Origin of the sequence: Thalassolituus sp. UBA3500, assembly GCF_002377545.1 — a bacterium.
Taxonomy (GTDB): Bacteria; Pseudomonadota; Gammaproteobacteria; order Pseudomonadales; family Oceanobacteraceae; genus Thalassolituus.
The window spans coordinates 27,875-54,226 of the sequence record NZ_DFQB01000039.1 but is presented as its reverse complement, the minus strand read 5'-3'; the positions used below and the strand labels follow the sequence as shown (position 1 = coordinate 54,226).

Annotated in this window: 29 protein-coding genes; all 29 read left to right on the top strand. The window is 51.3% G+C overall.

Going from position 1 to position 26,352, the window contains the following annotated elements:
* The first annotated feature begins 22 nt into the window (after positions 1-22).
* Complete coding sequence (locus B2R29_RS09950; protein WP_301180920.1) at positions 23-1,363, top strand: hypothetical protein; 1,341 nt, start codon at positions 23-25, stop codon at positions 1,361-1,363.
* The gene (locus B2R29_RS09945; RefSeq protein ID WP_301180919.1) at positions 1,360-1,734 is read left to right on the top strand and encodes a hypothetical protein; all 375 of its coding nucleotides are present in this window, start codon (positions 1,360-1,362) and stop codon (positions 1,732-1,734) included. Before B2R29_RS09950 ends, B2R29_RS09945 begins: the two co-directional genes overlap by 4 nt.
* Positions 1,731-2,069 (top strand): hypothetical protein, encoded by a 339-nt coding sequence (locus tag B2R29_RS09940; RefSeq protein WP_301180918.1) that lies wholly within the window; start codon positions 1,731-1,733, stop codon positions 2,067-2,069. Before B2R29_RS09945 ends, B2R29_RS09940 begins: the two co-directional genes overlap by 4 nt.
* A complete protein-coding gene (locus tag B2R29_RS09935) occupies positions 2,066-2,539 on the top strand; it encodes a hypothetical protein (RefSeq protein WP_301180917.1) in 474 nt (157 codons plus the stop codon). Before B2R29_RS09940 ends, B2R29_RS09935 begins: the two co-directional genes overlap by 4 nt.
* Positions 2,540-2,576: 37 nt before the next feature.
* The gene (locus B2R29_RS09930) at positions 2,577-2,918 is read left to right on the top strand and encodes a hypothetical protein (RefSeq protein WP_301180916.1); all 342 of its coding nucleotides are present in this window, start codon (positions 2,577-2,579) and stop codon (positions 2,916-2,918) included.
* Positions 2,918-3,181, top strand: a complete 264-nt coding sequence (locus B2R29_RS09925) for a hypothetical protein (protein ID WP_301180915.1) — start codon at positions 2,918-2,920, stop codon at positions 3,179-3,181. Before B2R29_RS09930 ends, B2R29_RS09925 begins: the two co-directional genes overlap by 1 nt.
* 190 nt (positions 3,182-3,371) lie before the next feature.
* Complete coding sequence (locus tag B2R29_RS09920) at positions 3,372-3,956, top strand: terminase small subunit (protein WP_301180914.1); 585 nt, start codon at positions 3,372-3,374, stop codon at positions 3,954-3,956.
* Positions 3,913-5,388: a terminase large subunit domain-containing protein gene (locus tag B2R29_RS09915; RefSeq protein ID WP_301180913.1), complete on the top strand. Its 1,476-nt coding sequence runs from the start codon at positions 3,913-3,915 to the stop codon at positions 5,386-5,388. The genes B2R29_RS09920 and B2R29_RS09915 overlap by 44 nt, the downstream gene beginning before the upstream one ends.
* Before the next feature lie 3 nt (positions 5,389-5,391).
* Positions 5,392-7,407 (top strand): hypothetical protein, encoded by a 2,016-nt coding sequence (locus tag B2R29_RS09910; protein WP_301180912.1) that lies wholly within the window; start codon positions 5,392-5,394, stop codon positions 7,405-7,407.
* Positions 7,408-7,532: 125 nt separating this feature from the next.
* Positions 7,533-8,537 carry a hypothetical protein gene (locus tag B2R29_RS09905; RefSeq protein ID WP_301180911.1) on the top strand — a complete coding sequence of 335 codons (1,005 nt, stop codon included), beginning with the start codon at positions 7,533-7,535 and terminating at the stop codon, positions 8,535-8,537.
* 30 nt (positions 8,538-8,567) lie between these two features.
* On the top strand, positions 8,568-9,803 hold the full coding sequence (locus tag B2R29_RS09900; RefSeq protein WP_301180910.1) for a DUF4043 family protein: 1,236 nt from the start codon (positions 8,568-8,570) through the stop codon (positions 9,801-9,803).
* A gap of 58 nt (positions 9,804-9,861) precedes the next feature.
* On the top strand, positions 9,862-10,272 hold the full coding sequence (locus tag B2R29_RS09895) for a hypothetical protein (RefSeq protein ID WP_301180909.1): 411 nt from the start codon (positions 9,862-9,864) through the stop codon (positions 10,270-10,272).
* Between the two features lie 66 nt (positions 10,273-10,338).
* Positions 10,339-10,857, top strand: a complete 519-nt coding sequence (locus B2R29_RS09890) for a hypothetical protein (protein WP_301180908.1) — start codon at positions 10,339-10,341, stop codon at positions 10,855-10,857.
* 8 nt (positions 10,858-10,865) lie between these two features.
* Positions 10,866-11,462 (top strand): hypothetical protein, encoded by a 597-nt coding sequence (locus B2R29_RS09885; protein ID WP_301180906.1) that lies wholly within the window; start codon positions 10,866-10,868, stop codon positions 11,460-11,462.
* A 2-nt stretch (positions 11,463-11,464) separates the two neighbouring features.
* A complete protein-coding gene (locus B2R29_RS09880) occupies positions 11,465-12,130 on the top strand; it encodes a DUF6682 family protein (protein ID WP_301180905.1) in 666 nt (221 codons plus the stop codon).
* On the top strand, positions 12,127-12,699 hold the full coding sequence (locus B2R29_RS09875; RefSeq protein ID WP_301180904.1) for a hypothetical protein: 573 nt from the start codon (positions 12,127-12,129) through the stop codon (positions 12,697-12,699). The genes B2R29_RS09880 and B2R29_RS09875 overlap by 4 nt, the downstream gene beginning before the upstream one ends.
* Positions 12,696-13,136, top strand: coding sequence for a hypothetical protein (locus tag B2R29_RS09870; protein ID WP_301180903.1), 441 nt, complete (start codon positions 12,696-12,698; stop codon positions 13,134-13,136). The genes B2R29_RS09875 and B2R29_RS09870 overlap by 4 nt, the downstream gene beginning before the upstream one ends.
* Positions 13,133-13,966 carry a hypothetical protein gene (locus B2R29_RS09865; RefSeq protein WP_301180902.1) on the top strand — a complete coding sequence of 278 codons (834 nt, stop codon included), beginning with the start codon at positions 13,133-13,135 and terminating at the stop codon, positions 13,964-13,966. Before B2R29_RS09870 ends, B2R29_RS09865 begins: the two co-directional genes overlap by 4 nt.
* A complete protein-coding gene (locus B2R29_RS09860) occupies positions 13,963-14,529 on the top strand; it encodes a hypothetical protein (RefSeq protein WP_301180901.1) in 567 nt (188 codons plus the stop codon). Before B2R29_RS09865 ends, B2R29_RS09860 begins: the two co-directional genes overlap by 4 nt.
* Position 14,530: 1 nt before the next feature.
* On the top strand, positions 14,531-15,475 hold the full coding sequence (locus tag B2R29_RS09855; RefSeq protein WP_301180900.1) for a hypothetical protein: 945 nt from the start codon (positions 14,531-14,533) through the stop codon (positions 15,473-15,475).
* Positions 15,459-16,094: a hypothetical protein gene (locus B2R29_RS09850; RefSeq protein ID WP_301180899.1), complete on the top strand. Its 636-nt coding sequence runs from the start codon at positions 15,459-15,461 to the stop codon at positions 16,092-16,094. The genes B2R29_RS09855 and B2R29_RS09850 overlap by 17 nt, the downstream gene beginning before the upstream one ends.
* Positions 16,091-17,686, top strand: a complete 1,596-nt coding sequence (locus B2R29_RS09845; RefSeq protein ID WP_301180898.1) for a hypothetical protein — start codon at positions 16,091-16,093, stop codon at positions 17,684-17,686. The genes B2R29_RS09850 and B2R29_RS09845 overlap by 4 nt, the downstream gene beginning before the upstream one ends.
* Positions 17,683-18,570, top strand: a complete 888-nt coding sequence (locus B2R29_RS09840) for a hypothetical protein (protein WP_301180897.1) — start codon at positions 17,683-17,685, stop codon at positions 18,568-18,570. The genes B2R29_RS09845 and B2R29_RS09840 overlap by 4 nt, the downstream gene beginning before the upstream one ends.
* 102 nt (positions 18,571-18,672) lie before the next feature.
* Positions 18,673-19,125 (top strand): hypothetical protein, encoded by a 453-nt coding sequence (locus B2R29_RS09835; RefSeq protein ID WP_301180896.1) that lies wholly within the window; start codon positions 18,673-18,675, stop codon positions 19,123-19,125.
* A 2-nt stretch (positions 19,126-19,127) separates the two neighbouring features.
* The gene (locus B2R29_RS09830; RefSeq protein WP_301180895.1) at positions 19,128-19,709 is read left to right on the top strand and encodes a hypothetical protein; all 582 of its coding nucleotides are present in this window, start codon (positions 19,128-19,130) and stop codon (positions 19,707-19,709) included.
* A gap of 2 nt (positions 19,710-19,711) precedes the next feature.
* Entirely contained in the window at positions 19,712-20,191 is a 480-nt protein-coding gene (locus tag B2R29_RS09825; protein WP_301180894.1) for a hypothetical protein, read from the top strand.
* Positions 20,191-20,430, top strand: coding sequence for a hypothetical protein (locus tag B2R29_RS09820; protein WP_301180893.1), 240 nt, complete (start codon positions 20,191-20,193; stop codon positions 20,428-20,430). Before B2R29_RS09825 ends, B2R29_RS09820 begins: the two co-directional genes overlap by 1 nt.
* A gap of 9 nt (positions 20,431-20,439) precedes the next feature.
* Positions 20,440-21,939: a hypothetical protein gene (locus B2R29_RS09815; protein WP_301180892.1), complete on the top strand. Its 1,500-nt coding sequence runs from the start codon at positions 20,440-20,442 to the stop codon at positions 21,937-21,939.
* 9 nt (positions 21,940-21,948) lie between these two features.
* Positions 21,949-26,352: hypothetical protein (locus B2R29_RS09810; RefSeq protein WP_301180891.1), on the top strand; the 4,404-nt coding region annotated here is incomplete at its 3' end.

Here is a 26,352-nt window from a genome sequence, read left to right as displayed (position 1 = left end):
CGGCATTCGCAAAAGCGGCGTCATGTCACCCTGGCGTAATCCGCTTGACCCGGGAGATCGGTTCTATCGTCGAGTACTGACGCGCGCGATTATGAACTTCAACGGTACGCAGTATGCTACGTTGAGTGAGAGGATCTCCTTATCTGGCCCGTATAAGATTGAGTTTATTGGTACTTGGCCACAGTCTTCGGCAGGTGGTTACTGGTTGGCAAATAACGACGAGGATAGTGGAAATAACCGGTTAGTAGTCAATTCGGGTAGAGACATTTTTGGTGCTGGGTTTACAGGGCAGCAGGTCTCATTCAACTACCAAGACCCTAAGCTGCATCGGTTCACTCTCGTCAGGGATACGAGTAACACAGTGACATTCTCTGTTGATGGTGTAGTAGAGGCTACAACTACAAGTGCGCTGGATTTTGAATTTAACAGTGTGGGGGATCAATTCGGCGGCCCTACAGGGGTAGGTATCTACTCAGGAGTTTTACTGAGTTTTCTTGTAGAGGATTCTGGCGAGCTAGTTACTGACCTCAGATTCGACGAACCCGATACTAGCTATCAGCGGAATTATTCTCAGCCGGTGGGTGTTGAAATAGCCTCTGGTCAGCCGTCAGTTATTAGCTCCAGTTGGACTAGCCTTGGTGGCGGAGCTTATGAGGTATCTGCCGTTGACTATCATAGTTTACTCTGGTCTGGAGGAGAGGCAGGCAAGACCTATCTAGTCTCATGTTACCAGTATGATATTGCAGGTGGAGGGCTGACACCGTCGGGTGCTGGACTACCAGATGACTGGGCGTTTGGCACACAAGATAGGATTCGTCGGTGGCTGGTCACGTTGGGTTCGGATGGTTATATAGGTTTTAAAACTAGTAATAACGGAGCCTATAAAATAAAAGACATCTCAATCAAAGAATGGTCAGGCGCAATTCTCGAAAGCACTTTACCCGGTGATTGGGAAGAAATTTCTAAGAAGTCTGGAGATGATTTCTGGTTGGGTTCAAATTTAATAAACGGTTGGGATGTCAATGTCGCAGGTGTTGGCTGGAGTTTTATCGACAACATCCTTTCATATAGCGGAACATCCGGGCCTAGTTACGCTGACTCCACACCACCTGGCGATATTATTTCAGGAAATAAATACCTACTAACTCTGCATGTGGACAATTTCGTAAGAGGCACGTTAGTCGTGTATTTTAGGGGCGCTATTGTATACAACAGTGTAATTAGCGACGGCCAACTTGAAATAACAGGAACTTCAGGAACTAGCACTGCTGTAGGTCTACGACTTAATGCAGGTGATGCAGAATTTGAAATTTTATCTGCAAAACTTCATCGCAAACTCCAATACGCAGAGGGCGCGCTATGAGTCTGAGTAATGCTGCCGATCTGCCCGACCATCAAATGGTTTCTGTGGTTATACCGGGCATTCACTCCGACTATGCGAACCACTCGCCGCTATCTGTGCTCGATGTCACTCAGGGCGGGCAGGCGTTTGAGATTCACATCTATCGCGGAAAGCTGTTTCACGATGATGATGGTGAGTCGTTTACTCCGCTGGGCTACCTTACGCTGCAAGAGTATTTCACGCTGCGATCAATGCTTGCGTACACCGATGAAAACGGTGTTGAGCATGAGCGTACTTTACCGATGGAGTGGAGCGAAATTGACGCGATGATTGAGGCCATGCGCGCAGAGTCTGCGCAGGAACAACCGGGAAACGATCAGGAGGTAGTATGACTGAGCGAAATTCGTACATTTACAACGTGCTGCTCTCCGTTGATCAGCTGGGCAATACTATATTCGGCGGCAATCCTGACTCGACTATTTCGGCTCGCACTGGTTATTTCGCTGCGCGCGGATCTGAGCGTTTCTGGGTTATTCAGGAGCGCGTAATAAACTATGCGTTCAAGCCGGTCGATGGTTCCAACCACTGCCGTGAGGCTTGGCAGGCAGACAAAAACGAAACCATGTACGAGGCTGGACCTGTTGCCAAGATTGCGATGGCGTTGACTGTGCTGCCTCTGTGTTTGGTGATCGGCACGGCTCTGCGAATTTACAAGGCGTTCGCATGAAGCAAATTATTGACTGGTCTGACATTGAATACTTCAGCCCGGGCGAGTTTCCCGCGGGTGTTTTGGAAAAGATAGAGCCTGGCTTTATCTATGCGCTGGAGTTCTTCCGTGTTCAGTTGGGCTGCATTGTTAATCCGTCGCCGCTGGTCGGTGGCTGGATTCGCGAGGGTGGCAGCGAGACGAGCCGTCACTATATCGGCAATGGCCGCAAATCAGACGCTGGTGACGTGTTCTGCGACTGCGATCCATTCCATGCGCTGATCGTTGCAATTCGTTGCGGATTTACAGGTATCGGATTGTATTTCGATACGAAGTACGACGGCAAACCTCACTGGATGCTGCATCTGGATAAGCGGCCAACGTCAAACGGGAATCCTGTTATCTGGGTTCGCGACAAGAGCGGCAAATACACAACTATCTCACCGCGTCCGAATATGGATGTGGTCAATTTCCTGAAAGGGGCGATGTAAGTCGCTCTGATTTCTAACTGACCGAAAGGTATTAACGATGAAATTTATTACTGCAGTGTTTTTAACGCTGGGGCTGCTCTTTGCTCCGGCTCTGGTATTTGCGGCCGAGGCTGCTGTTATTGATACGGATGCGGCGGCCATGGTGGTCGGCCTCTGGTCTGTTCTTAATCCGGTAGAAAAGGCGCTGGCGGTATTGTTCCTGTTGAGTCCTGTTGCGTCGTTGATCGTGTCGCTAACGCCTACTCCGAGTGATAACCGCATTATCGGTAAGCTGTATAAGGTGATCGATTACTTGGCGCTTAACTTCCTGTTTGCGAAGCAGAAGCCGAACGACCCGTTCAAAATTGACAGTCGCGGCATCAGTAAGGCGCTGAAGTAGTGCGCGGCTTTTCCACGTTACTGAAGTTGATCAGTGCCGCGCTCGGTTTTTTCCGGGCGTCTGAAGCGCAGAAAAAAGAGCAGGAGTACCGTGACGATGTTGAAGAAATCAATGCTGATCCTGTTGGTCAGTGGAATATGCGCTTTCTCCGTGGCCGGGTGCGCGACGATGAAGGAGGCGACGGATCTGATCTGTCAGGACGAGCGGACAACGGAACTGGCAGCGTGCATTCCGCCGATTCCGGCGCTTCCGGGCGCGACTGAGGATCAGCAGGGCAATGCTCAGGTATTGCTCGTAGAAAGAGATATGCGTGACCTCCTGATATATTTCAGGAGCGTAGAGCATTGTCGCGAAGTAGCTCAGGGTGTCGGGCCCTGACAGCTGGCGAGCGACGTTTATTCAAAGAAACTGAAGCCCCGTTCGTCGGGGCTTTGTTTTATAGGTGTGGTGAGTATGGCAGCCAATAAAGACAGTCATTTGCTGACAACTCAGCAGGCGGAGTTTGTGCGCCAGTACCTCATTGACATGAATGGTACTCAAGCAGCAATTCGGGCGGGGTACAGCGAGAAGACGGCTCGTTCTCAGGCTGAGCGTCTAAAGAAAATACCAAAGATAGCGACGGCTATTGCTCAGGCAGTCGATGAGCGGGCAGAGCGTATTAAGGTGGATGCCGACTACGTTCTTCAACGCCTACTTGAAATCGACCAGATGGACGTTATCGACATCCTGAAAGAGGACGGCAGCTTTAAGCACATCAGTGATTGGCCGAAAGTTTGGCGTCAGTATATTCAGGGAATGGATCTTTCTGAGTTATGGGAAGGACGCGGCGATGAGCGGGAAATGGTTGGCTTCCTCAAAAAGATCAAGTGGCCAGACAAGGTTAAGAACCTGGAGCTGATCGGCAAGCATGTGGATGTTCAGGCGTTTAAAGATAAGGTTGAACATGAAGGAACGATCGAGCATCAGGCTGCAAAAATGACAGAAGACCAGATTGATGAGCGAATTCGACGCCTCGCATCTGAAGCACCTGAGTCTTGATCGCAAGCGTGAGCTACTCGCGCTGCTCGAAGAGAAAGAACGTCGACGCAGGTACAACCGTGTCGGCGAGCTGTTTCAAGATGAGGGGCCGTTAAGGAGGTCGCTCTATCCGAAACATACGGAATTCTTTACTGCGGGTGCTTATCACTCTGAGCGCCTGTTTATGGCCGGTAACCGCGTTGGTAAGACGGAAGCCGGTGGGTATGAGCTGTACTGCCATTTAACCGGACTTTACCCGGAATGGTGGGATGGCAAGCGGTTTAATCGTCAGATCAATGCCCTGGCTGCAGGTGACACGAACCAGACCACTCGAGACATCATTCAGAAGAAGCTGTTCGGTGGTAAGTACGACACGCCGGCATGGGGAACTGGGATTATTCCTAAGCACTTGCTGGGCAAGCCGACCATTAAACCGGGCGTGTCTGACGCTTACGACACGGTGCCGGTTAAGCACGTTGATGGTGAGTGGTCGGTATTAAAGCTGCGCTCCTACGATCAGGGGCGAAAAATCTTCCAGGGTACGGAAGAGGACATCATCTGGATGGATGAAGAATGTCCGTATGACGTTTACGAAGAGGCGTTGATACGGACGATGACCACGAACGGTATTTTCATCCTGACGTTTACGCCGCTATCTGGATTAACAGAGCTGGTGCTGGCGTTTCTGGATTCCTGCAAGGATCAGGTGCTTACCGATACCGAAAACCCTCGGTATCTGGTTAAGGCTGGCTGGGCTCACGCTCCGCACTTGTCAGAGGATCAGAAAGACAAGCTGATTAAGTCGCTGAAGCTGAAACCCTACCAGCTTAAAGCGCGCATGAATGGCGAGCCGTCGCTGGGTTCCGGTGCGATTTATCCGTATGACCCGGACGACATTAAGTGCAAGCCATTTATGATCCCGAAGCACTGGCCGAAAGCCTACGGCATGGACGTTGGCTGGAATAAAACGGCGGTTGTCTGGGGTGCTTGGGACAGAGATAACGACATCGTTTATCTGTACACCGAGCACTACATGGGGCAGGTAACTCCGGCGGAGCATTCTGCTGCGGTTAAAGCTCGTGGTGACTGGGTGGTGGGCACTATTGACCCGGCATCGAAAGGACGCGGGCAGAAGGACGGCGAGAATCTTTTCGATATCTACGTCGCCCAAGGGCTGAAATTGATTAAGGCAGATAATGCTGTCGAAGCTGGTCTGCTGGCGGTGAATGAACGCCTGGCCACTGGTCGATTAAAGATATTCAGCAACCTGACTGGCGTCTGGCACGAAATAGGTCTCTATCGTCGCGACGATAACGGCAAGGTCGTTAAGGAGAACGATCACCTGATGGACGCAATGCGTTACTTAATCATCATGCTGGTTCGCGTGATGAGCACAAAGCCTATCGACGGGCGAACGGTTCAATCAACAAACTCTGATCACTGGATGGCGTAATAAATGGCTGACGATCTGAAGCACAGTATGCGACTGCATAAGATTCTGCAGGAACGCGACTATCAGCCAGAGTGGCGAGGTCTCGCTTCGCGTTGCCACCAATACTACGACGGCAACCAGCTCGATCAGGAAGTGATTAACTCGCTGAAGGCTAAGAAACTTCCGATTCTGATCACCAACCTGATGCAGCCTGCCATTAACGGCGTGCTGGGCATGGAAGCGCGCAGCCGAACTGACTGGTTTGTGCGTGCGGACGATGATGAATTCAGGGAAGTAGCTGAAGGTCTGAATGTTCGTCTGAATGAGGGTTTAAGAACCGGCAAGGCAAATCAGGCATGTGCGGAAGCGTACAAGGCCCAGGTTATCTCCGGCATTGGCTGGGTGGAAGTTAAAAAGAACAGTAACTCGCTGGGATCAAAATACAAAATCAGCACGGTGCACAGAAATGAAATTTCATTCGACTGGCGCACCGCTCCGGATCTGAATAACTGTAGCTGGCTCCTGCGTGAGCGCTGGGTTGATAAGGACGAGGCTGAGGCTTTTTTCCCAAACCAACAAGAAATCATCAAGCACAGTATTGGCCAGTGGTCGTCATTCGATATGGATGATTTTTACGACAAAGGCGACACGTTGTCTCAAGCGTACCGTGAATATCAGTACAGCACTCGTGACGAGAAGGAATGGATTTTACCGCACCGTGACATGGTGAAGGTGTACGAGCTGTATTACCGCGTATGGACGCCCGGCATCGTATTGCGCTCGGAAGATGGCCGGGCAGTGGTGTATCAGGAAGACAACCCGATTCACAACGCGATGGTGGTTTCGGGTCGGGTGAAAATCACAAAGTGCTCTGTGCCGTCGCTGCGGTTGAGTTGGTATATCGGTCCGCACTTCGTCAAGGATATGGCCAGCCCGCATCCTCACAATATGTATCCGTATGTACCGTTCTTTGGTGCGCGTGAGGATGAAACCGGAATTCCTTACGGCCTTGGTCGCTCAATGCTCAGCCCGCAAGACGAAATTAACTTCCGTCGCATTCGCCTGACTGGTGATCTTAATTACAAGCGGATCACCATGGACGATGACGCAACGGCGATGAGTGATAACGATCTGCGCCAGCAGGTTCACCAGGCTGACGGTATTGTTAAGTTGAACGGTGCCGGTAAGCGTGAGGGCGGAGCGCTATTCAAAGTCGAATCAGATCAGGGTATTGGTGCTCAGCAATTCCAGATCATGCAAGACGCCAAAATGCTGATTCAGGATGTCGCGGGTATTTACAACGCGTTCCTGGGTAAAGAGGGCGGCGCTCAGTCTGGCGTGGCGATTAACTCTCTGGTTGAGCAGGGCGCAACGACACTGGCTGACATTAACGACAACTACAACAACGCTCGCCAGATGGTTGGTGAACTGGTCATGGCTCACGAAGTCGAGGAAATGACAGAGAGCCGAAACATCCAGATTATGGTGCCGGGTAAGCTGGGCGAGAAGCCGAAGCAGGTCGTACTGAATAATGACCAAGACGGCGAAATGACCAACGCTATCGCTCAGGCTAAAACACAGGTAGTACTGGGTGAGATTCAACAGTCGCCGGGTTACCGCGCTCAAGTCTCGCAAATGCTCATGGACTTTATTTCCAAGCTGCCGGGCGACGCTCAGATGGCTGGCCTGGGTATTTTTGTTGATCAGCTGGACGTGCCGGAAGAGAAGCGTATTGAACTGATGAAGCTGGTGCAGAAATTTACAGGTGAAATTGATCCTGAAGATATGACGCCAGAGCAGCAAGCGCAGATGCAGGAGCAGCAGCAGAAGCAGAAGGAAATGGATGAGCTTCAGATGCGTGAAGTCATGCTGAAACTGGAAGAGCTGGCCGCGAAAGTCGACAAGGCCAAGGCAGACGCTCAGTACACACGAGAGCGCGCAGAATCAGAAGACGTTGATCAGCAAAAAACGAAGATGGAAATAGAGCAGGCGGCGGCAGTTCCTCCGCCTTTGCCTGACGAGTGGCAGCAAGCCATTTAAAAAACAGAATTCAATAAAGAGACCCGCCACTGAGCGGGTTTTTTTATGCCCGATTTTCGGAAGCGGCGACCGGTAGAACCGCAAAACCCTTCGCAGTCATGCGGCAAATGACAAATAGGTGAGAAATGAGTGACGAAGTAATGAGCGTTGATGACGCATTGGCAAGTGGTGATCCGGAGCAGATTGAAAAGGCTCTGGCTGCACATGCCGAGGATGGCAATTCAGACGAAGAGAACGGAGCGGGCGCTGAGTCGAGCACGGAAACCGAGGTTGCAGAAGCAGCCGAAGAATCTGACGACAAAGGCGAAAGCGATGGTGAATCGTTCCACCAGGATGAAAATGGCGACAAGTACATTCTCAGCAAAAACGGGGAGCACCATTACCCGTATGAGCTGTTGTCTGGCACACGCCAGCGAGAGCGCGAAGCTGTTCGCGAGAACGAAGAGTTGCGCAAGCAGCTCGATGAAGCAAACGCAAAGCTCTCTGAAAGCGAAAGTCAGATCAGTAACGCCAAAGCGAACCTTGAGCGTCAGGGTGTGGATATGGACTCAGCCTTTGCTGATCCAGATGCCATTACCGAAAAGGAATTGACTGAGATTGAAGAGGACTACGGAAGAAATTCTGTAGAGCTGAAGTTGGCTCGCGGTCTTTTTAAATCACAGCAGGCACAGACACAGCAGACTGAGACTGTAAATCAGGCTCAAGCTGAAGTGGATGACGCAGAAGCTGCAGCCGCTCGCTCAGCGTTTCAGAACAACTCAGACCTCACTAATTGGCAAGCCAAAGACCCAGACCGTTGGGAAATGGCTTTAACCATCGACCAAAAACTGCAGGCAGATCCCAAGTGGCAAAACGCCGCGCCCGCAGACCGTTTTGCAGAAGTCGCAAAACGCACAAAAGCAGCCTTTGGCGACGCTGTTGCGGAGCAGAAATCCGTGAAGCAGCGCGCCAAGGAAATCGTTGATAGCGCCGAAGCTCCTACCCCTAACTCACTTACTGATATTGGTCAGGCTCCCGGTTCAGAAAAGTCTCTTAAAGAGCGTCTGGAATCGATGTCTGACGCTGAGCGCGAGGCCGAAATGGCCAAGATGTCTGATGCTCAGATTCAGGAAGTGATGAGTTGGTATTGAGGTTCGGTCACATAATTAAGGTGATTGATTATGCCAGTTGTAAAAAGTAACAAGGTTGAAAACGGCGCGTTGTTCGCCGACATGACCCGTCAGCCGAACTTCACCAATCTCATGGTGGATACGGCGGATATGTCTATCAAGAAGAAGGGTGACTCCGTTCGCGGTCAATCAGGCAAGGGCGCACCTATCGTGCGTGTAACCAACCTCGCAAAAGAAGCCGGTGACGAAGTTGAAATGGATGTTTTTCACATCCTCAATAAAACTCCGACCATGGGCGATAAGCCTCTGGACGGACGCGGTGAAACGCTGACCTCTTCCAGCATGGACCTGAAAATCCTGCAGGGTCGTCACATGGTTAATCCCGGTGGCAAGATGGCTCAGCAGCGCACCAAGCACGAGCTGAAGGCAATTGCTCGGAATGAGCTGGCGGGGAAAGGTGGTTACTACAGTCGTCTTTGTGATGAGACCACTCTGTACCACCTGGCTGGTGCTCGCGGTACTCGTGAAGCGACGCACTTGATCGTGCCGGGTCAGGCGCATCCTGAGTTTGGCGAGATTTTGGTAAACGGCCTGCAGGCACCTACCTATGATCGTCACTTCTACGGTGGTGATGCTACCTCTCTGAACGATATCGACTCGTCCGACGTATTCACTCTGGATACGGTGGAAAACATGCGACTCCTGATCGATGAGCAGGACAGCATGGTGATGCAGCCGATTCGCTTCAAGGGTGACATGCTCGCCGATGAAGACCCGATGTACGTTCTGTACCTGACTCCGCGTCAGTTTAAGGACTTCAAGGCGACCACCAGTGCGAAGCAGTGGCAGGAAATGTACGCGGCGGCGAAGAACCGTACTGCGTCAATCAGCAAGAACCCAATCTTTGCCGGTGACTGCTACTTCTGGGAAGGCATTCTCATCAAGAAGATGAACAGCAACTGGGTCGAATTTGCTGCAGGTACTCCTGTGAACGTATGCCAGAACGTGAACGAAGCGACCGAAACCACGGTAGCTCCAGGCGTCAACGTACACCGCGGTGTTCTTCTGGGTGCGCAGGCACTTGGCTGGGCATTCGGTAACGTCGGCTCCCAGGGTGGTGACGACATGGGTTATGTCGGTATCACGGAAGAAGAGAAGGATCATGGCAACGCCTATGAAATCTCTTGCCGCTGGATGGATGGCAAGAAGAAGATCCGCTTCGCTGACAAGAACGGTCGTAAAAATGACCACGGTGTAATGGTTGTCGATACGGCTGTAAGTCAGTAATCGGTAGCGTTCCTTTAATCTCATACTGGGCGGCACTGGTCGCCCTTGAGGTGTTTATATGGCAACTAAAAATTCTGCCACTTTGAAAAACCGCGTTTATAACGCGGCACAGGGCAACGTCTCCCGTGAAACTGGCGTTGCAAACTTTAATGCTGATGCAGCCGATACGGTGATTCGTGTTCTGGAGCTTCCAGAGGGCGTAACCATTGACGGCCTGAAGGCGTATCACGGCGCAATGGGAGCAGGTACCGGTCTTGAATTCGGCATCGAATTTCCGGGCGGCGAAGGCACGGATGACCAGGACTTCTTCGGCACTGTTGCTGACTCGTCTACCGCAGGCAAGCTGGCTTACGACGCTGCGCCGTATGAGCTTCCAGCTCGTGCCTACCTGACGGTTACTGTTACTGACGCCACTGGCACCGGTGATGTGACTGTTGTCCCGGAGTATCGCTATACCGGTCTGCTTTAAGACCGTCGCGAACCTTAAACCTTAACTTCGCCCGGCTCTGTGCCGGGCTTTTTTATGGAGGCCATTATGGCTGAACGTACTTTTGACGAATTCGCAAAGCCGGTTGCGATTGCTTATATCGGCAATAAAGAATTCAAGAAGGACACTATCGCCAGAACTGGTGTGGTGTGGTCGGGTTTTGGCGACATCCAGTATGTCGATGGTCGAGCGGCTGGCCAGCTGCTGCGATTTAAAGATGTATTTGTTAAAGGCGAACAGCTTGATGAAGTCAAGAAGAAGCTGAAAAAGTCTGCGTTTGAAGAAGCTGAAAAGGCAGAACGTGAAGCCCTGGAAGCGGCTGAGCGTGCGGCCGCTGCAAAGGCAGATGCGCAAAAACTTCTGGATGAAGAAGGCAGCGACGATGCGAATGATGATCTTAAAAACATTATCACGAACGCAATTTTGTCGCTAAATTCCGATAACGAAGAGCACTTTACCGAAAACGGCAAGCCTAAAATTGCCGCTGTTCGTGCTGCAATCGGTGAAGATTGCCCGGAGTTCGGTGCTAAAGAGCTGAACGCTGTATTTGAAAGCCTGAACGGCTGAGGGTTGCCATGATCCACCATAGCTTCAGCGACTTCTCGTCAATCGTGGTGTCGGTGCTCCCAGAGTTGCCCGGCTGCATTGATGAAATTATCTCTTCTCATGCCTGTACTGTTTTCGCGGACTTTTGCGAAAAGACACAGGCGTTTATTGAAGAGGTGGAATTTTCTGTCTCGCCCGGTCTCGATCGCTACGACTTTGTTTCCCCGCACGAGGGGCACATTGTTGTGGGGATTAAAAATCTGACCGTGGATGGCAGTACGCTGAAGCCTGGTGATTATGTTCAGCATGCACCTTCTGTCATTGAGCTCGCTGAGTCTGTGACTGCAGAGTCGAAAGCAAAGGCGCTTATTATTCTGAAGCCGCGGCCGGGCTGTACCAGTGTTCCTGATTCGATTCTGGATCGCTGGCCGGACTGTATTGCGGCCGGAGTAAAAGCGCGCTTGATGGCAATGCCCGGCAATGACTGGACGAATCCTCAGTTGAGCGGCTATTACGCTGGTGAATATAAAACCATGTGGATGGCGGCGGCGGCTGACGTCCGCAATGAGTTTGATGTGAGCCGTAAGGGTCGCGCCGGATTCGCTCGCAGCGTCTGGGAGGTCTGATCGTGGCTATTCTCGTAAGTGCGTTAATCAATGCGGTGAAGAATACGCTGCAGGAAACGGGTGCCGGCATACGCTGGACCAACACCGAACTGGTGGATTATCTCAATCAGTCGTATGACTGGTTACTCGGGCTCATGCCGGAAGCGTTCGCGGATAACTCTGAGTTTTCTTGCGTTGCTGGTACGCGGCAGGAGCTGCCTGTCGGTGCGGTTCGCCTGGTGGATGTAAAGCGCAATCTTGAGGGCGCAATGAGGCCGGTGAACTTTAAGTCTCAAGAGCAAATGGACAGGGTGATACCTGACTGGCATTCGCGCCCAGCAAGTAACCAGCAGCAGTATTTTATTTACGACGAGCGCGACCCTCTGCGCTTTTACGTTTATCCGCCAGCCAAGGCAGGATCACTGCTTGAGCTGGTAGTTGCACTGACTCCGCGCAGTCGGCATACGCTGCGAAGTTATGACGAGAATACTGAAAAAGTATTCGTGCGGGAGCAGTACAACGAAGCGTTGCGCCATTACATTATTTTTCTGGCCTTTGATAAGGATTCAGAGGACAGCTTTAACGCTCAGTTGGCTCAGGCCAATCTCCAGCGAGCGTACAACGCCATTGGCGTAAAGATGCAGAACGACGTTCGCGTTTCTCCTAAAAACCCGGTGAATAAACAATGATTCGACTCAGACCGATTCTGAAAGGCGAAGGCCGCTCTATGCGCGTGACGTTTACGAACGCGGATACGGAGCAGGTAATTGATACGACTGGCTGGACGTTAAAGGTTCGGCTTGGTCGCTCGCCTCACGCGCTGGGCGATATTTATGAGGTGACAGGGACGCCAGATGCAGCACAGGCCGCGCTCGGGCAAATCTCCTGCACGATTGCGGATACAGTCACGTCGGCGCTTACGGTCAGTTCTGTGGCGTTGGATATCCTTGTTGATACCGGATCAGGTGAGTTTATCCCACTCATGTTGGCGGTTGCTCCTGTACTGGATGCGGAACTACACCGACAGAATTATTACCGGCAAGGCAGCGGGCCTATCGTTGGTGAAACGCCGGTGTATGTGCAAGGCGGATCTCAAGAACCTGACAATATTACGATCAACGTCAGCAATGATATGGACCCGACCTTTGACCTGGGTGTGATGGTGAAGTTTAACCAGCTGGATCCTGCAACGCTTGAGTATCTGGAAGCGCTACAGGCCGACGTTACTCAGAAACATACTGAGGTAATGGGCGCATGAAATTTCCTTTTGATCTGAATACGTATATTCAGCAGTGCAAGGACTTGGTGGATCAGGCTGCGCAGTGGGTTGAGCGCTCCCGCCACTGGGCCCGTGTGGCTCTGACCGGCGTAGGCTTACGAAAAATTGAAGCCGGCACTACTGAAGTTACCGTCGGAACTGACGATGACGCATTCACTTACTTTATGGTGAATGATGATCTGAATACGGTGACTTTCTTTTTGGTATCTGACCCGGTGCCGGGTACGACCTTTCAGATTCAGAACTTCGGCTTTGGTGTAGTTCAGGTTCAGGCACTGGATGATGGCATTATTCAGACGCCGGGAACGACCCAGTTAAGAGGCAATGGATCAGTGGTGTCGCTGACCGCGATACGGGCAAAGTCTGAAGCCGCTGAGGCGCTTTGGACGCTAACAGGGGATACAGTGCCGCTATGATTAAAGGTGCCTACCAGCTTCGCGTCATTGATGCAGGAAAGTGTATTTCTGATACCGGCGAAGTAAGAAATCTCATTCTGAATGAGGCACTGAATCATGGTGACCCGTTCTCTTCTGGATTTGTTTGCGTAGGTGATGGTGATAGCGAGCCCTACAGCACCCAGGCGGCGCTCGATAACCAGCTTGGTCAGGTATCCGGTACATTCTCAAATGACGCCACGATATTTATGGACGGGCAGGATCGATATGCCAGGCGGTCGGTCACTGCAAGCTTTACAGGAATCATTGGTGATATTCGTGAGGTTGGCTTTAGGAAGCTGGCTGAGGGTGGCTTGTTATCAAGGACGCTTATTCGAGACGGGAATGGTTATCAGACATGGGTGCCAATACAGGCGCACCAGACATTAGAGGTAACATTCTTCGTATATTTCCTTGTCCCTGATGTTCTGGATACTGGCGAAATAACAACACAGTTCGGCCAGTCGGTAAATTACACAGTAAGGCCGTCGGATGATCTTTCTTCACCGAAAGGCATTCTTGCTGGGCGCTATGACAGCCCGGTTGGTACTAGTGCAGGCAATTCTTTTGAAATGCTGAAAAGCGCTGGCGAGGACCGAAGCACCACGGTGACAATCAACTACAGCTCAGAGAGTCAGGAATGCGAACTGATCGTTAACTGGTCTGCTCAGGCAGAAAACAGAACGGTAACTGGCTTTAGGGTTTTTGAATATTCAAACTCTCATTTTGTTGTTGAACTGAGTGAGTCTTTCACGCTGCCGGCTGATCACGATATTACCCTGACATTTAATTTTGCTTGGTCTATATCGTGATATCGCACTTCTCGATACTCGGTGATTTATATGATCACGACGACTTCGATACGCAAGCAACAGATTGGTATTCCTATTCATGGCTATCAGGTCGTGACAACCGACTTAATCTTGATCTTTCTTCTGAGGCATTAAGTTTTAAAACTCGTTGGGGCGATATTGCGGGTAACTCATGGAGGGATGACGCAATATCGGGCCTCTCGCTTAATGATATGTCGGTGACACTATTTGCGACGCTTCTTAGGATAGATCAGTGGGGTAATGTTGGGTCAGACGCAGGCAGCACGCCAGAAACATTACCTGATAACTGGTTGTTCTCCATCTCGGCAGAAGTTGTAGCGGTTCGTAGTGAGCTTGTGTTTACCGAACTCGTGTTTAACTCCAATGCTGAGCAAGTAGATGATACGGAAGTGTACATAGCTCAGGCTGCCATTACTGCGGTCACCAGTGAGCAGCAATATTTTCCTAATTACTTTGATAGTTATGCAGAGCCGGATGCCGAAGGCGCTCCAGTCGTTCAGAGCGTAGTAATTACAAACGTAACAAGTACATTGCAGGTGTAGAATGAAGCTAAAGCCAACGCTGATGAGAGGCAGTTACAGAGTACAAGTTCTTGAAGATGAGGGCATTGTATTTGACTCGGGCGAGTTCGATAACCTGATTACCGATGCAGCCCTTGAAGATCCAGGCCCATTTCAGCAGCAGGTTAATGGGTTTTCTGGCGTTCACTATATTCACCTCTGCCTTGGTGCGGGTGTAGTCACTACTCCTGCTTATACAGACACTGATCTCGGGAATCAGATAGCAACCAAGGCCAGTGGTGATTTCAAGTTTTTTACAAGAGAGAGTGCGGCGGGCGTCTATCCTGCAATCTACAAATGCGAACGCGAAGTTGAATTCACGAACATCTCTGGCGATCTGTCAGAGCTTGGCATAAGGAAAGGCGGATCTACCGGGACGCTGATGAGTCGATCCCTGATTAAGGATGGTAGTGGAAATCCGATAACAATAACTGTCACGGATAATCAAACAGTTCGGGTTACCTACACGCTCTATTCGATCATTCCTGACGAGGTGCTGGGCTCCGGAACGGTATCTACCCCGCACGGCGACCTGAGCTACACCATTTATGCTGCAGATTCAAATAATACTACCGCCGAAGGTATACACGCATTTGGGTTCGCTCAACCGATGTATGGAAGCTCATCATACAACGGTGGTAGCTATTACCTGATTGGCGGGGGTTATTCGCGCTCCGGTAGTAGCTCTCTTGGCACTCCGTACTCATTTGACGGAGCTTCTAGACAGGTAACGGTGAGAGCTTCATTCGACTATATCGAGAACGATCAGACTCCGGAAAGAGTACAAGTCTCTTACTCGTCTTCCAGTAATTCTAGCTCCAGAAAAGTGCCACGAATTGAAATTGATCCAGGCTTTACCTTGCCGGCGAACTATAACTTAGAATTGGATTTGACATTCACCTGGGGCCGTTATGATTCCGGTGCTTAATGGCTCGGCGCGTGGAGAGCTGATTCGTCCTTTGCGGTTCCTGCCTGCGTTTGACGATGACCACCTGTTCAAGTCTTTTGCATACGGCCCTTTTGATATTTCTTCGTCAACCGGAAATCCTGATTTATCAAAAGGTAACTATCAGCATGAATGGGTCGCTTATGTCGAAGCGTCAGGTGCTGCTTTTCTTCAGAAGAGAATATATAACGGGTTGTGGGATGGCCAGCCAAGGCCGTTGCTAACACTGGTTGATCCATTACAAAAGATCAGCCTGGACTTTTCGCAAGACGGCACGCCAATACTCTGCTATCTACGTCAGGATGCCTCTATGGGCGTGTGGTGGCGAGACCCTGCAACAGGATTGTCTGCGCTGTTGGAGCTGGATTCGGATATTCAGGATGTCTATCTGACAGTTGAGAACAAGGACGATCCGGAGAATACTGATATTTTTTTGTGGTATTTCAAATCCGGAGCCTTATACCTTCGCTTGCATTCTGAGAGTTTCGACACTGCGCGTGGGCCGTATGTATCCGGGCTTTCAGAGCCAATGATTATTCAGGCCGGTGTCAATCACAGGTACGGCTATCAAGTCGACTATCGAGATCAGGTGGAAGAATGAAAATCCAATTCAGTCAGATGAAGGGGATGATCCCGGTTCTTGACGACAACTTGTTACCTGAAGGATTTGCGTCACGAACCTTGAATTGTCGCCCTGAAGGCGATGGCGTCGTGCCGTTTAAGCTTCCCGTAGAGGCGGGCTTTAGTGTCAGCGCTGGAGTTAAGTCGTGGTCTCTCTATCACTACGACAAAACGGAAACCCTAAGCCGCACGGACAATGCCGACTTCCTGCGTGGTCCGATTGCTAACGATGCTTACAATCGCATGTATGCTGCTGGCGATTCGGAAAAGCCTCAAGTGTATTACAGCGTTGGTGGTAGTAGCCCTTTGTTTGCTGACCTGGCTATCAAGGTTCCAAATACTCCATCGGTCTCATCCTCATGGAATAATGCTGACCCAGGTGACCCGTCAATACCGGTGTACAACTCAGTTTACTATGTCACAGGCGTGACCATTCTGGGAGAAGAGTCGGCGCCATCGGACGTAACTCAAGTTATTCAGCGCTGGGATACTGCACTGGTGCCTGTGTCGCTAGGTTCAAACAACGATAGTCGTGTTGTAAAACGCAGACTATACCGCAGTGATGCCGGTGGTGACTTTCAGTTGGTGCTTGAGGCAGTGGCCGGGATCAATACGACAAACGATGGTACAGATACGGCTCAACTCGGATACGTTTGCGAATCTGAAAATTTCAATGCACCGCCTGATAACCTTGAAGGGCTTGTTAATGCTGGTAACGGTTATATGGCAAGCTGGTTTGAGAATACGGTTTGTTTTTGTGAGCCATACTACCCGCATGCCTGGCCAATAGACTATCAGTATGCAATCCCCGCTACTGTTAAAGGCATGGCCGCTACTCAGGGCGCACTCATTGTCACGACGGATAGCCAGCCGTATGTGTTTCAAGGTACTCATCCCGGCGGTATTTCAATCCTAAAGCTTGATTTGCGCGCGCCTAATCTCAGTCGTCGAGGCATTGTCGATATGGGAGAGACTGCTTTTTATCCAAGCACAGAAGGACTGGTTGCTATTGGCGCGGGCGGGGCCAACGTTCTTACCCGTGAAATATTCAGCAAGGAGCAATGGCTTGCGCTTGATCCTGCAAGCTTTGTTGCATTCCGGTACCGAAGCTTTTATCTGTGCTTCGCTTCCACCGGGGCTTTTGCCTTTGATCCAGCCCAAGGGTATTGGCCACTTGAGATTACTGGCGTGAGTGGCGATCAGGTACTCGATGGTCATTATGATGACGAGACCGACACGTTATACCTGCTGGTAAAAAGTGGTGACGATAGTTTGACCGTGTTTGAATTTGATTCCGGCGACAATATGCAAATGCTTTGGGAGTCACGCGAGTATGTTCGGTCTGGTCAGGCTGTTATTTCGTCTGGGCGACTGGATTCAGAAGGGCAGGCAACTATAACGCTGATTGGATCTCATCGAAGCAATGACGTTTACGCCTCAAGCCACACCACGATTACAGATGAAGGATTCAGATTCTCGCCTGGCTTTTACTCTCGCTTCAAAGTGAGACTTGAGAGCGAAGGTAGAATCAACTCTGCAGCTATTGCCAGCAGTAAGGTGGAGCTTGTATGAGCAGGCGTGACAAGGCGATTGACCCGCGTGATCCGCGCGCTCTTGATAAATGCGTTGCGGCCATCAACGAATTCTCTGGCTTCTCATTGAGAGGCAAAGGCAGAGACGAGCGGGAAAGGCCGTCTCGTCGCGATGTCGAAAAGATGATTATCGGGTTCGGCAAATATGGTGGGCGATCATCAGGAAGAGATTCGAGTACCGGTGCGGATTCGTCCCCTGCGCCCTCTGGTGTGTCCGTCTCTCTTGTTCGTGGTGGTGTCCTGATATCCTGGTCATTTCCCTTAAATGAAAGTCATAGGCATACGGAAGTCTGGCGAGCGACAACTGACAGTCTGACAGAAGCGACCCGTATTGGGATTTCTGGAGGAAGCCAGTTTATTGATATGGCTGTAGACCCGGCGACTGACTATTACTATTTTCTTCGTCACGTCGGCGACAGTAGCGGTCCATTTTCCAGCTCGGCAGCCATAAAGAGTGCTGCAGATCCATTTTTTCAATCTGGGGTATTGGTGGGGCCTGACGTGGGAATAGCCATTGATACGTCAGGGTGGCAAAACGGTGGTCGTGTTGAGGTGGAGTTTTCAGGAGTATTCCAGTCGTATACCGAATGGGATGCAACGAACTCTGTCCTGAAGGCGGAGACGGGTGATGCAGTTTACGTCCAGTTGCTTCGGGATGGTTCCGTTGTTGCTTCTGCGACTCCTACGCAGCATCAAACAAGCAACACCGGGCCGAATGGAGAGAAACGATACATTCATCAGTTGAATGCGTTACTTACGGACACGCCGCCAGAGGGCAGCAATATCTATACGTTGCGAACCGTTAGGATTTACCCGGCAAATTCAGACAGCTATTCGGTTCAATACAAGGTTTCAGGCGGTTAGCTTTACAGCGTGCGCAGCACGGGGTACATTTATCCAAACTGCTTAAATTATATCCAAAGCCCGGCCAGGTAACTGCGCCGGGCTTTTTTGTGGGTGATTGTTATGCCAAGCCGAGACAACGAATCAGATTTTGTTCTGAAGTGCGTCAAGGGCAACGCGGCTGCCCACTCAATGATCATGCAGGTTTTTAAGGTAAGTCAGGTGCTGGATGACTTGGTGGATAAAGACAACCCAGTCTCTGACCATGAGATTTTCAAAGCCTTTCACAGCTGCTTAGTCACTATCCCTATGAATGAATTTTATCAGCGGTACATGCACTACCTTGCGCCGCTTTTTTCTCAGTACCTTATGGATTGGTATGACGCGACTCAAATAGAGCGCATGAACAGTGATCACTTGAAGAATGTGGCTTTCGGTCTGCGCAGTAATGTTGGCTCACTGATAGAGCAGTGCGCATTTCTGGTGGGCGGTATCGATCATCAATTAAGCGTATCTGTTGCAGTCAAGGAGCATGTCTGGATGGAATCACTCGAAGAATACAAATCGGAGTTTTAATTATGTGTGGCGACGGTGGCGGCGGTAGTAATAAGCCAGAAATGACAGAGGCGGAAAAAGAGTCTGCAGCTGTTGCGGTCGAACAATACGACATCGCCCGCGATCTGGATTTTGTTAAAGAAGCCTATGAGAGTCAGGTAGATGCCCTGGGTAGCTCTGGCTATCGGAATTACGCCAGAGGCAAGGCCAATACGGCAGGTATGTCCTCACTCGAAGATGCGGCAAAAACAACGCGAGTACGGCAGCAACAGAAGGGTATTGATCCAAGCTCTGGTGCGTCGACCTCTGAATTTAACGAGCTGACTGAAACCGGCGCTGAAGTCGTTGGTAGAGGCATGGGAGAGGCAGAGTTCTCTATGGACTCCGCCTACCTTGGCGGTCGCGCAAACCGTGTCGCCATGGCAACGGGAGAGGCGACAAAAGCCCAGATTGGTCTTTCGGATATTGCTGATCGGGCAACGGAAGAAGCCAATCAGAAGGCATTTTCTGACTTTAACTCGAGCAAGGCGACAGCGAGCGGTCTCGGAACAGCGGCTGGTTTGGGCGCTTCATACTATCTCAACAAGCCAGAGGCGGAGGGTTAATTATGGGAGCACCAGTATTTGTCTCGTCAAACCGAACCGGGTTCAGAAATACAGTAGAGGATATTGGTCCAAAACGGTATGAGTCAGAGGACGGAAAAATCTCAACGAATAGTGCGGAAGACGCACTGGCTCAACTGATACGCGCCGATTGGGATACCTTCAAGGAAGACGATCTTGAATACATTATGGATTACGCGAAAGACATTACGAACGACACCTACGTTGATCGGGCGGTGGGTCAGGCAAAGCGTAATGCAAACCTGGGGGCTAACTCTGTCTATGCAGGCCAAAAAGCGAGAGCCAACGGAATGGGAGTGAGCTTATCCAGTGCCCAGACGAACGACAGGTACAAAGATTTTAAACGAGCCAAAGCTGTATCTCTGGCGGGGGCTGCGAGCGACGCTCGTGATTCTGCCATTGATCGCCGAAACAAGTTAATCGCCGGTTCTAACATATCTAGCCTGAGCGGAGGTGGTAGCTGATGAGTTACGGATTGATCAGTGTTGCGGATAAATTCAACAACAACGCCATGACCGGCCTTGCTGATGCCGCAAAGCGTGAGCAAGCGAGAGAGATTGCAGGTGATCAAATTGAGGCGGCGGACAAAGCCGGACGCGCTCAAGCAATAGGCACTGGTGCAGGGATTGGCATGATGGCTGGAGGCCCGGCTGGGGCTGCAGTTGGCGCTGGTGTTGCGTATTTGGCTTACGAAATATTTTAAGGGGTTGTTATGGCGGGTGGATTGAGTACAGAGAGCGCTGTAACAGGCTTCGCGAAAGGCTTTTCTCTTGGTAATGCTGCTTTGGATGCAAAGCAGAATCGCGAGCTTCGAGCGGATGCGGCGGAGCGTGATAAAAAACTTTTCGCGATGAAGGAAGAAGAGTACGACACGCAGAAGCAGACTGCTGATCGCAAGAAGCTGGAAGCTGAAATGCAGAAAGATCTACGCACTGCATACGTTACCGGCAAGCCTCTGGGTTCTGAGTTTTCTGAAAAATATCAGTCTCTTGGTGTTGGGAAGTTCTTTGACAGCCAGAGCCGTCAGGAGTCCATGAAGGCGGGTGCGATTTTTAAGCGTGCCGCCGACACTGGGAATTATGAAGACCCTGCATTGCTTGATGCCGGCAATGTCATTCTTCGTGATCAACTTGCCGCTCGTGAAGCAAAAGACGGTCTGAAGCGCCGCATTGCCGGGGCGCGTAGAACCAAGAACGGTCAGGTTGCTCTTGAACTGGAAGTGGTCGGTAAAGATGGCAAGGCATATCGAGCGCCGATGACAAAGGACGGATCTTCCGACGCGAATGATCAGGTGATATTGCTGGATCAGGATAAGTTCAACAACATGGCTACCGCCGCATTGTCTCAGGCCAACACGGCCTACCTCGCAGAAAAAGCCGGGGATGACCCGAAGGCACTAGCGGACAATCTGTATTACGCCTTGTTCGGTTCCCGCCTTGCACCGCAGTCAGGGCAGGACGGTTTCGAGTACAAGAAAGGTTACGACGAAAACGGGCAGGAGGTGCTTTATCAGTTTGATAAAAAGTCAGGGAAGTACAAAGCCGTTGGGGGGTCAAAGGCAGTCGACCCTAAAGATCAAAAGCAAAACCAGATTGATACCAAGCCACTGTTTGACGCTCTGATAGATATCGATACCTCCCCAGACTATGCGACAGAGGAAGATCGCCAGGCAGCACGCGCTCGCGTGAATCAGAGTGCGGTTGCTTTGATTGGCGGTACACTCGATGAGATTATTTACTATCAAAATATCAAAGCGCAGAACGGCGATTATAGCCCGTTAACTCGCGCTGAGTTTATAGAAATGAAGGCGGGAGGAGATCGGCGCCTGAAGGACGAAGAAAAGCGCAAAGAGGAAGAGGCGCTGGCGCAGCAGGAACAGCTTTCCAGCGCACGGCAAAACGCTGTGTCTTTAGCAGATTCTGCACTAGAAGGTTCGCCGCTGGGTGCCAAGGCACCGCCAATGCCTGAAGAGCCAGCGCCGGAAGTAGAAACCGAACCTTCGGAAGGTGCGCAGCAGATATCTGAAATGACAGAAAAGCCGCGGTCAGAGTTCCGTGATCGGGTTGCTCGTCTCAATGAGCGGAAGAAGCAAAAGCAAATCGCTTCTCTCAGAGAGGCAGCACAAAAAGCCAGCAGCGCCCAAGAAGTAAACGCCATCGCTCAGCAGATCGTATCTCTGTCTGACGCATCCGCCTCCTTAGATTCTTTTTAAGAGTGCCCCATGACGGATACCAAAAGTAAGTCTCCTTCCCTATACGACATCGCCTATCAAAATCCACCGCCCATGTCAGGCGGATTCTCCCACAGAAAAACCGCTGCCGATGTTGAAGCTCAGCGCATTGCTGAAGATGGCGAGCAGGGTTTCGGTGGTGACGCCGTCGATGCCTTCCAGATGGGGGCAGGCCAGTCTGCCGCTGGCATGGCGGAAACTGTTCATCAGATCACCGGCTCAGAAACCGCTGGGAAATTGCGTGACGCGACTCAGAACTGGGCAGAAGGTCAGATGGATCAAATGTCTGACTCTGGCCGCGAGGCGATGGGTAAGCAGTTTTTCTCAGAGGACGAAAACGGCGACGTACAATTTGGCGAAGCCTGGTCAGACCCTGAATCGATAGGTCTGCAGTTTTCCAATATGGCTGGTCAGTTGGCCGGTCAGGTTGTAACTGGTTTTGGTTTTACCGGTGCGGTAGCCAAAGTTGGCGCGAAGGTTGTTACGAAAAACCTGATCAAGCGCGGATTGGCTAAGGGCATGACCAAAGAAGCGGCACAGGAATATGCCAAGAGTATGATTCGCTCTGGCGCTGGCGTTACCGGTCAGGCGCTTGCAGGTGCTGGCATTACCGGCGGTCAGATGGGTATTCAGGTTCGTGATGAGATTTTGAATCTGTCTGATACAGACCTGGACGAGTCTAACGAATTTCGGAAGCTGTATTACCAGCTTCACCAGCAAAACCCAAATGCGACTGTCAGCGAGCTGAGAAAAACCGCAACAAAAACGCTGGCAGAGCGTGTTGCTACGTCGGTTCAGGCTGACCCTCTTACTATCACCTCAAACCTGACGCTGGATGCCATTGGTGGTCGCTACATCGACAATCTCATTCGCGGTGTCGGTACTGGTAAGCGCCTGACGAATGCCGGAATGCAGGCTATTGGGCAAGGTATCCCCGAAGCGGCTCAGGGCGGTATGGAGCAATTCAACATTAACCGCGCCATGGTGAATGAGGGCGTGGACACTGATCGCGACTTGATGGAAGGCGTTGCAACCAATGCACTGAATGAGGGTGTTCTTGGCGCCGGCATGGGTGGCGCTATGGGGGCGCTCACGAAAGGCACTCCGAGAGAGAAGCCTTCGATTCAGGAGCAGGCCGGTGAATTAACTGAAGGTGAGCAGGCTCAGGAGAATAATACTCAGGAGTCCTATGCTCAGGTTCAGGCTATGCCGCCATTGGAGCAGGCAGTCGAGCAGATCAAAGCGGAGCGCGGCCAGTATCGCGGTATCGATGACGATATCCGCATTGCTGAACAGCAAGGCTTTGAGGATGAGGCCGTCCGATTGCGTGCAGCTAAGCGTAATTTCCAGATGGCGGAAGAGTTCGCTAACGAAGGTGATACCGAATCCGCGAAACGCTTTAATGAGCGGGCGCTGAAGATTTACCGTGAAGTTACCCAGATGGGGCAGCGTGACGCAGAAGCTCCCGAGACGAAATCTCAGCTTCCGGCAGAGTATGTTGCTATCGGTGAGTATCTGGAGCGGACTCAGGAAAGCTACGATGAAATGGATAGAGTTCGGGTTAATAACCTTCAGCCTGAAGTTTCTGACTATGAGCCCGATCCGTCAACGCTGATTCCTGACTCTGTGGATGCACCGTACTACATGGGCACCACAGAAGAAGCCAAAGCGGCGCGCCAGCAAACTGAACGGGCAATGACTGAGCAGCAGGGGCAAGACCCTGGCAATGCGCCAGCGAGAATGCGCCCTGAAGACATCGAAGAAATTCCTGTCGATGAGATCACTATAGATCAGGAGCCGGTGCCGCCAGTTGTTGACGTTGAAGAGCTGCCGGGCCCGGATGCGCCTATAGATTTTGAGCGCCAAGAGCGTGATCAGTCAGGGTTGGCCATTCAGGATTATGAGCCGGGGGGCGGCATTGATTTTGCTGGCGATGATCGGGCTGACGAATTGTCTGACCGAGTGAAAGATCAGATCCGCAAGCACAAGTTACCGAAAGGGCTGGATGATGGTCGCCTCCTGCGCTCTTACTTCCGATCTGGCCTTGAGAATATGGCCGGTGATCTCGTTTCTGGTGGCGGGGTAACATACGTCCGAGACAGTAACGACAAGATTATCAAGCGCACGCCGTCACAAAACCCAAAATGGTTTCAGGACGCTCCGGATAATGTAAAGCGTCTGGGTGTGAAGGGGCTGAAGAAGACGATTGATCAGGCTCTGAAGGGGCGACCGCTTGGCAGAGGTCAGGCCCGTGCCGTTCGTTACGCTCTGGATCATATTACCGAAAATCGTAATGAATACGCTCGAACTCAAGCCAGACCAGAACGCGAAGACCTGGTCAAATTCCGCAAGGTCATGCGCGGTGAAATGACGCCGCAAGAGGCGGGATTTGCTGACTCTGATCCCGTGCCTCAGCGATACTCTGAAGCGATAAAGCGTATTGCATCCTCCGGCGAACAGCGTTTTACTGATGCTGACTATGAGGCCGTTCCGGGTGGTGACGGCGTAGGGCGTGCGCTCGCTGATGATATTCGCGAAGCGCTGGATTCCGGGCTGCCTGAGAATGTTGTTACTGAAGTTGCCAAGCAATTCGGTGACGATCCTGTAGAGTTCAGCCTGAGATTATTTGTTGCGACCGAGGCGCATAAGAATGGACAAGAAATTACACCCGCAAGTGTTGTACGCACTGCAAATCAACGAGCACTGGAAAAAGAATCCGCCGACCGAGGTGAAGAGCCAGAGTGGATCAAAGGCGAAAGAGAGCCAGAAGCCGAAGAAGAGCTCTTAACGTCCTATACGGAAGAAGACCTCCGCCAGAAGGAAGCTGACCGCCAGCAGGCCGAGAAGGTAAGTTCAGAAACTGAACTGAAAGCCCAGCAGAAAGCAAAGGCAGATGCAGAAGTGGATTCGTTTGCACTTGCTGGATCGAACGCCGAAACCGACCAAGCAGCAGCGGCTGGTCAAAGCGATTTACTCCAGGCGGCGAGAGATAGCCCGCCAGATAATCCTGAGAACAGCCAAAATAACGAATCAGACGAAACCCCGGCACCCGCCGGGGTTTCTCGTTCTGAGGGGCAGAAAAAGGAAAGTAAGCCAAAGTCACAACCCGTACCAAAGCCTACTTCTGACCTTCCTGAAATCCTAACCGCCACTCGCAAGTCATACCTCAAGAAAATGGCCAGAGCCGAGGGCCTGAAGCCCTCTTCACCTGGCTATGAATCCGCCACGCAGCGCATTGAGGATCAGTATGAAACTGATGTTGATCGAGCGCAGTCCGCACTGTCATTTGAGCAATTCAACGAACTTAACAGTGACTCTCCTGAAGGGTTAAACCGTCAGGCGTGGAATGCGCTGCGTGAAGAGTATGGCGAGCCAGAACAGCCTGAACAGACAGCGCCAGAAAATGACGATAAGCCCATTATCCGCAATAGCGCTGGGAACCCTTACAAGAATAAAGGCGCAGCCCGTAAAGCCCTGAAGAAGCATCCAGGCTACGAACTGGTAGAGGTAGAAGGTGGTTTTGAGCTTCATCCTGTGCCAGAGGGTGCGGCTGAGGCCGGAAACTCTGATATTGCTGATGCGCCACGGGCAAGCGCTACCGAGGTGAATGAAGACTTCGGGCCTGATCTTGAACCAGAACCAGAGCCAGAGCCAGAGCCAGAGCCAGAGCAGGGTGCAGCTACTGCCTACCAAGGTATCAACAACGTAATGAAGCGCTTGAGTGGTGGCGAGGCCGTCACGAAGGCAGAGCTATCTCGCACGTTTGAGGCCCTTGTTGCTGATCCTGATGCCAGCAAGGCTGAACTCCGCAAGCTGAAGAAAGCTGATCTGGAGCCAATGATCAACAGCCATATTTTTTCCGATACGAAAAAAGAAGATATGGTTCGCATGGCCTATCAAGGTCTGGTGCAGAAGTATCGCTTTATCGGTAGTAGCGATGGATTTATTACTTGGTCGCATGGTTCTGATGTTGTGCAGGCCACACGGGATCATATTGAGTCGCTGACAGATGCAACCATTGCGGAGTATGCAAAGCAGCGAAAAGCGGATATCGATGCAGCAATAGCTGAGCGCAAAGCGCGGATTGACGGACTGAAGGACCCGAAAACGCTTGATGAATTCAGGGATGCAATCAAGGTTCTGGGGTTTGAGTCTTTAAGTCTGGAGCAACGGACGCTGTACGACCGCCTGATTGCAGAGAAGGCGATGCGTGACACTCCGATTGAGGATGTCAGAAAAGGCTTTCAGTCGGACGAAGCAGTAGCAATGGGCGAGCCTGAAGAGGGTACTCACGGGAAAACCGGCGAGACCATCTTTAACGTCAAGGTTATTGACCGACTGGGCAAGGAAAAATTCAAAGAAGCTGCGGCCATGGCTCGCTCTATGAGTGGCGGG

Excerpts from the sequence above, each read along its gene's own strand:
- B2R29_RS09950 (WP_301180920.1), top strand. The coding sequence starts at position 23 with ATGTCACCCTGGCGTAATCCGCTTGACCCGGGAGATCGGTTCTATCGT.
- B2R29_RS09945 (WP_301180919.1), top strand. The coding sequence starts at position 1,360 with ATGAGTCTGAGTAATGCTGCCGATCTGCCCGACCATCAAATGGTTTCT.
- B2R29_RS09940 (WP_301180918.1), top strand. The coding sequence starts at position 1,731 with ATGACTGAGCGAAATTCGTACATTTACAACGTGCTGCTCTCCGTTGAT.
- B2R29_RS09935 (WP_301180917.1), top strand. The coding sequence starts at position 2,066 with ATGAAGCAAATTATTGACTGGTCTGACATTGAATACTTCAGCCCGGGC.
- B2R29_RS09930 (WP_301180916.1), top strand. The coding sequence starts at position 2,577 with ATGAAATTTATTACTGCAGTGTTTTTAACGCTGGGGCTGCTCTTTGCT.
- B2R29_RS09920 (WP_301180914.1), top strand. The coding sequence starts at position 3,372 with ATGGCAGCCAATAAAGACAGTCATTTGCTGACAACTCAGCAGGCGGAG.
- B2R29_RS09915 (WP_301180913.1), top strand. The coding sequence starts at position 3,913 with ATGAGCGAATTCGACGCCTCGCATCTGAAGCACCTGAGTCTTGATCGC.
- B2R29_RS09910 (WP_301180912.1), top strand. The coding sequence starts at position 5,392 with ATGGCTGACGATCTGAAGCACAGTATGCGACTGCATAAGATTCTGCAG.
- B2R29_RS09905 (WP_301180911.1), top strand. The coding sequence starts at position 7,533 with ATGAGTGACGAAGTAATGAGCGTTGATGACGCATTGGCAAGTGGTGAT.
- B2R29_RS09900 (WP_301180910.1), top strand. The coding sequence starts at position 8,568 with ATGCCAGTTGTAAAAAGTAACAAGGTTGAAAACGGCGCGTTGTTCGCC.
- B2R29_RS09895 (WP_301180909.1), top strand. The coding sequence starts at position 9,862 with ATGGCAACTAAAAATTCTGCCACTTTGAAAAACCGCGTTTATAACGCG.
- B2R29_RS09890 (WP_301180908.1), top strand. The coding sequence starts at position 10,339 with ATGGCTGAACGTACTTTTGACGAATTCGCAAAGCCGGTTGCGATTGCT.
- B2R29_RS09885 (WP_301180906.1), top strand. The coding sequence starts at position 10,866 with ATGATCCACCATAGCTTCAGCGACTTCTCGTCAATCGTGGTGTCGGTG.
- B2R29_RS09875 (WP_301180904.1), top strand. The coding sequence starts at position 12,127 with ATGATTCGACTCAGACCGATTCTGAAAGGCGAAGGCCGCTCTATGCGC.
- B2R29_RS09870 (WP_301180903.1), top strand. The coding sequence starts at position 12,696 with ATGAAATTTCCTTTTGATCTGAATACGTATATTCAGCAGTGCAAGGAC.
- B2R29_RS09865 (WP_301180902.1), top strand. The coding sequence starts at position 13,133 with ATGATTAAAGGTGCCTACCAGCTTCGCGTCATTGATGCAGGAAAGTGT.
- B2R29_RS09855 (WP_301180900.1), top strand. The coding sequence starts at position 14,531 with ATGAAGCTAAAGCCAACGCTGATGAGAGGCAGTTACAGAGTACAAGTT.
- B2R29_RS09850 (WP_301180899.1), top strand. The coding sequence starts at position 15,459 with ATGATTCCGGTGCTTAATGGCTCGGCGCGTGGAGAGCTGATTCGTCCT.
- B2R29_RS09845 (WP_301180898.1), top strand. The coding sequence starts at position 16,091 with ATGAAAATCCAATTCAGTCAGATGAAGGGGATGATCCCGGTTCTTGAC.
- B2R29_RS09840 (WP_301180897.1), top strand. The coding sequence starts at position 17,683 with ATGAGCAGGCGTGACAAGGCGATTGACCCGCGTGATCCGCGCGCTCTT.
- B2R29_RS09835 (WP_301180896.1), top strand. The coding sequence starts at position 18,673 with ATGCCAAGCCGAGACAACGAATCAGATTTTGTTCTGAAGTGCGTCAAG.
- B2R29_RS09830 (WP_301180895.1), top strand. The coding sequence starts at position 19,128 with ATGTGTGGCGACGGTGGCGGCGGTAGTAATAAGCCAGAAATGACAGAG.
- B2R29_RS09825 (WP_301180894.1), top strand. The coding sequence starts at position 19,712 with ATGGGAGCACCAGTATTTGTCTCGTCAAACCGAACCGGGTTCAGAAAT.
- B2R29_RS09820 (WP_301180893.1), top strand. The coding sequence starts at position 20,191 with ATGAGTTACGGATTGATCAGTGTTGCGGATAAATTCAACAACAACGCC.
- B2R29_RS09815 (WP_301180892.1), top strand. The coding sequence starts at position 20,440 with ATGGCGGGTGGATTGAGTACAGAGAGCGCTGTAACAGGCTTCGCGAAA.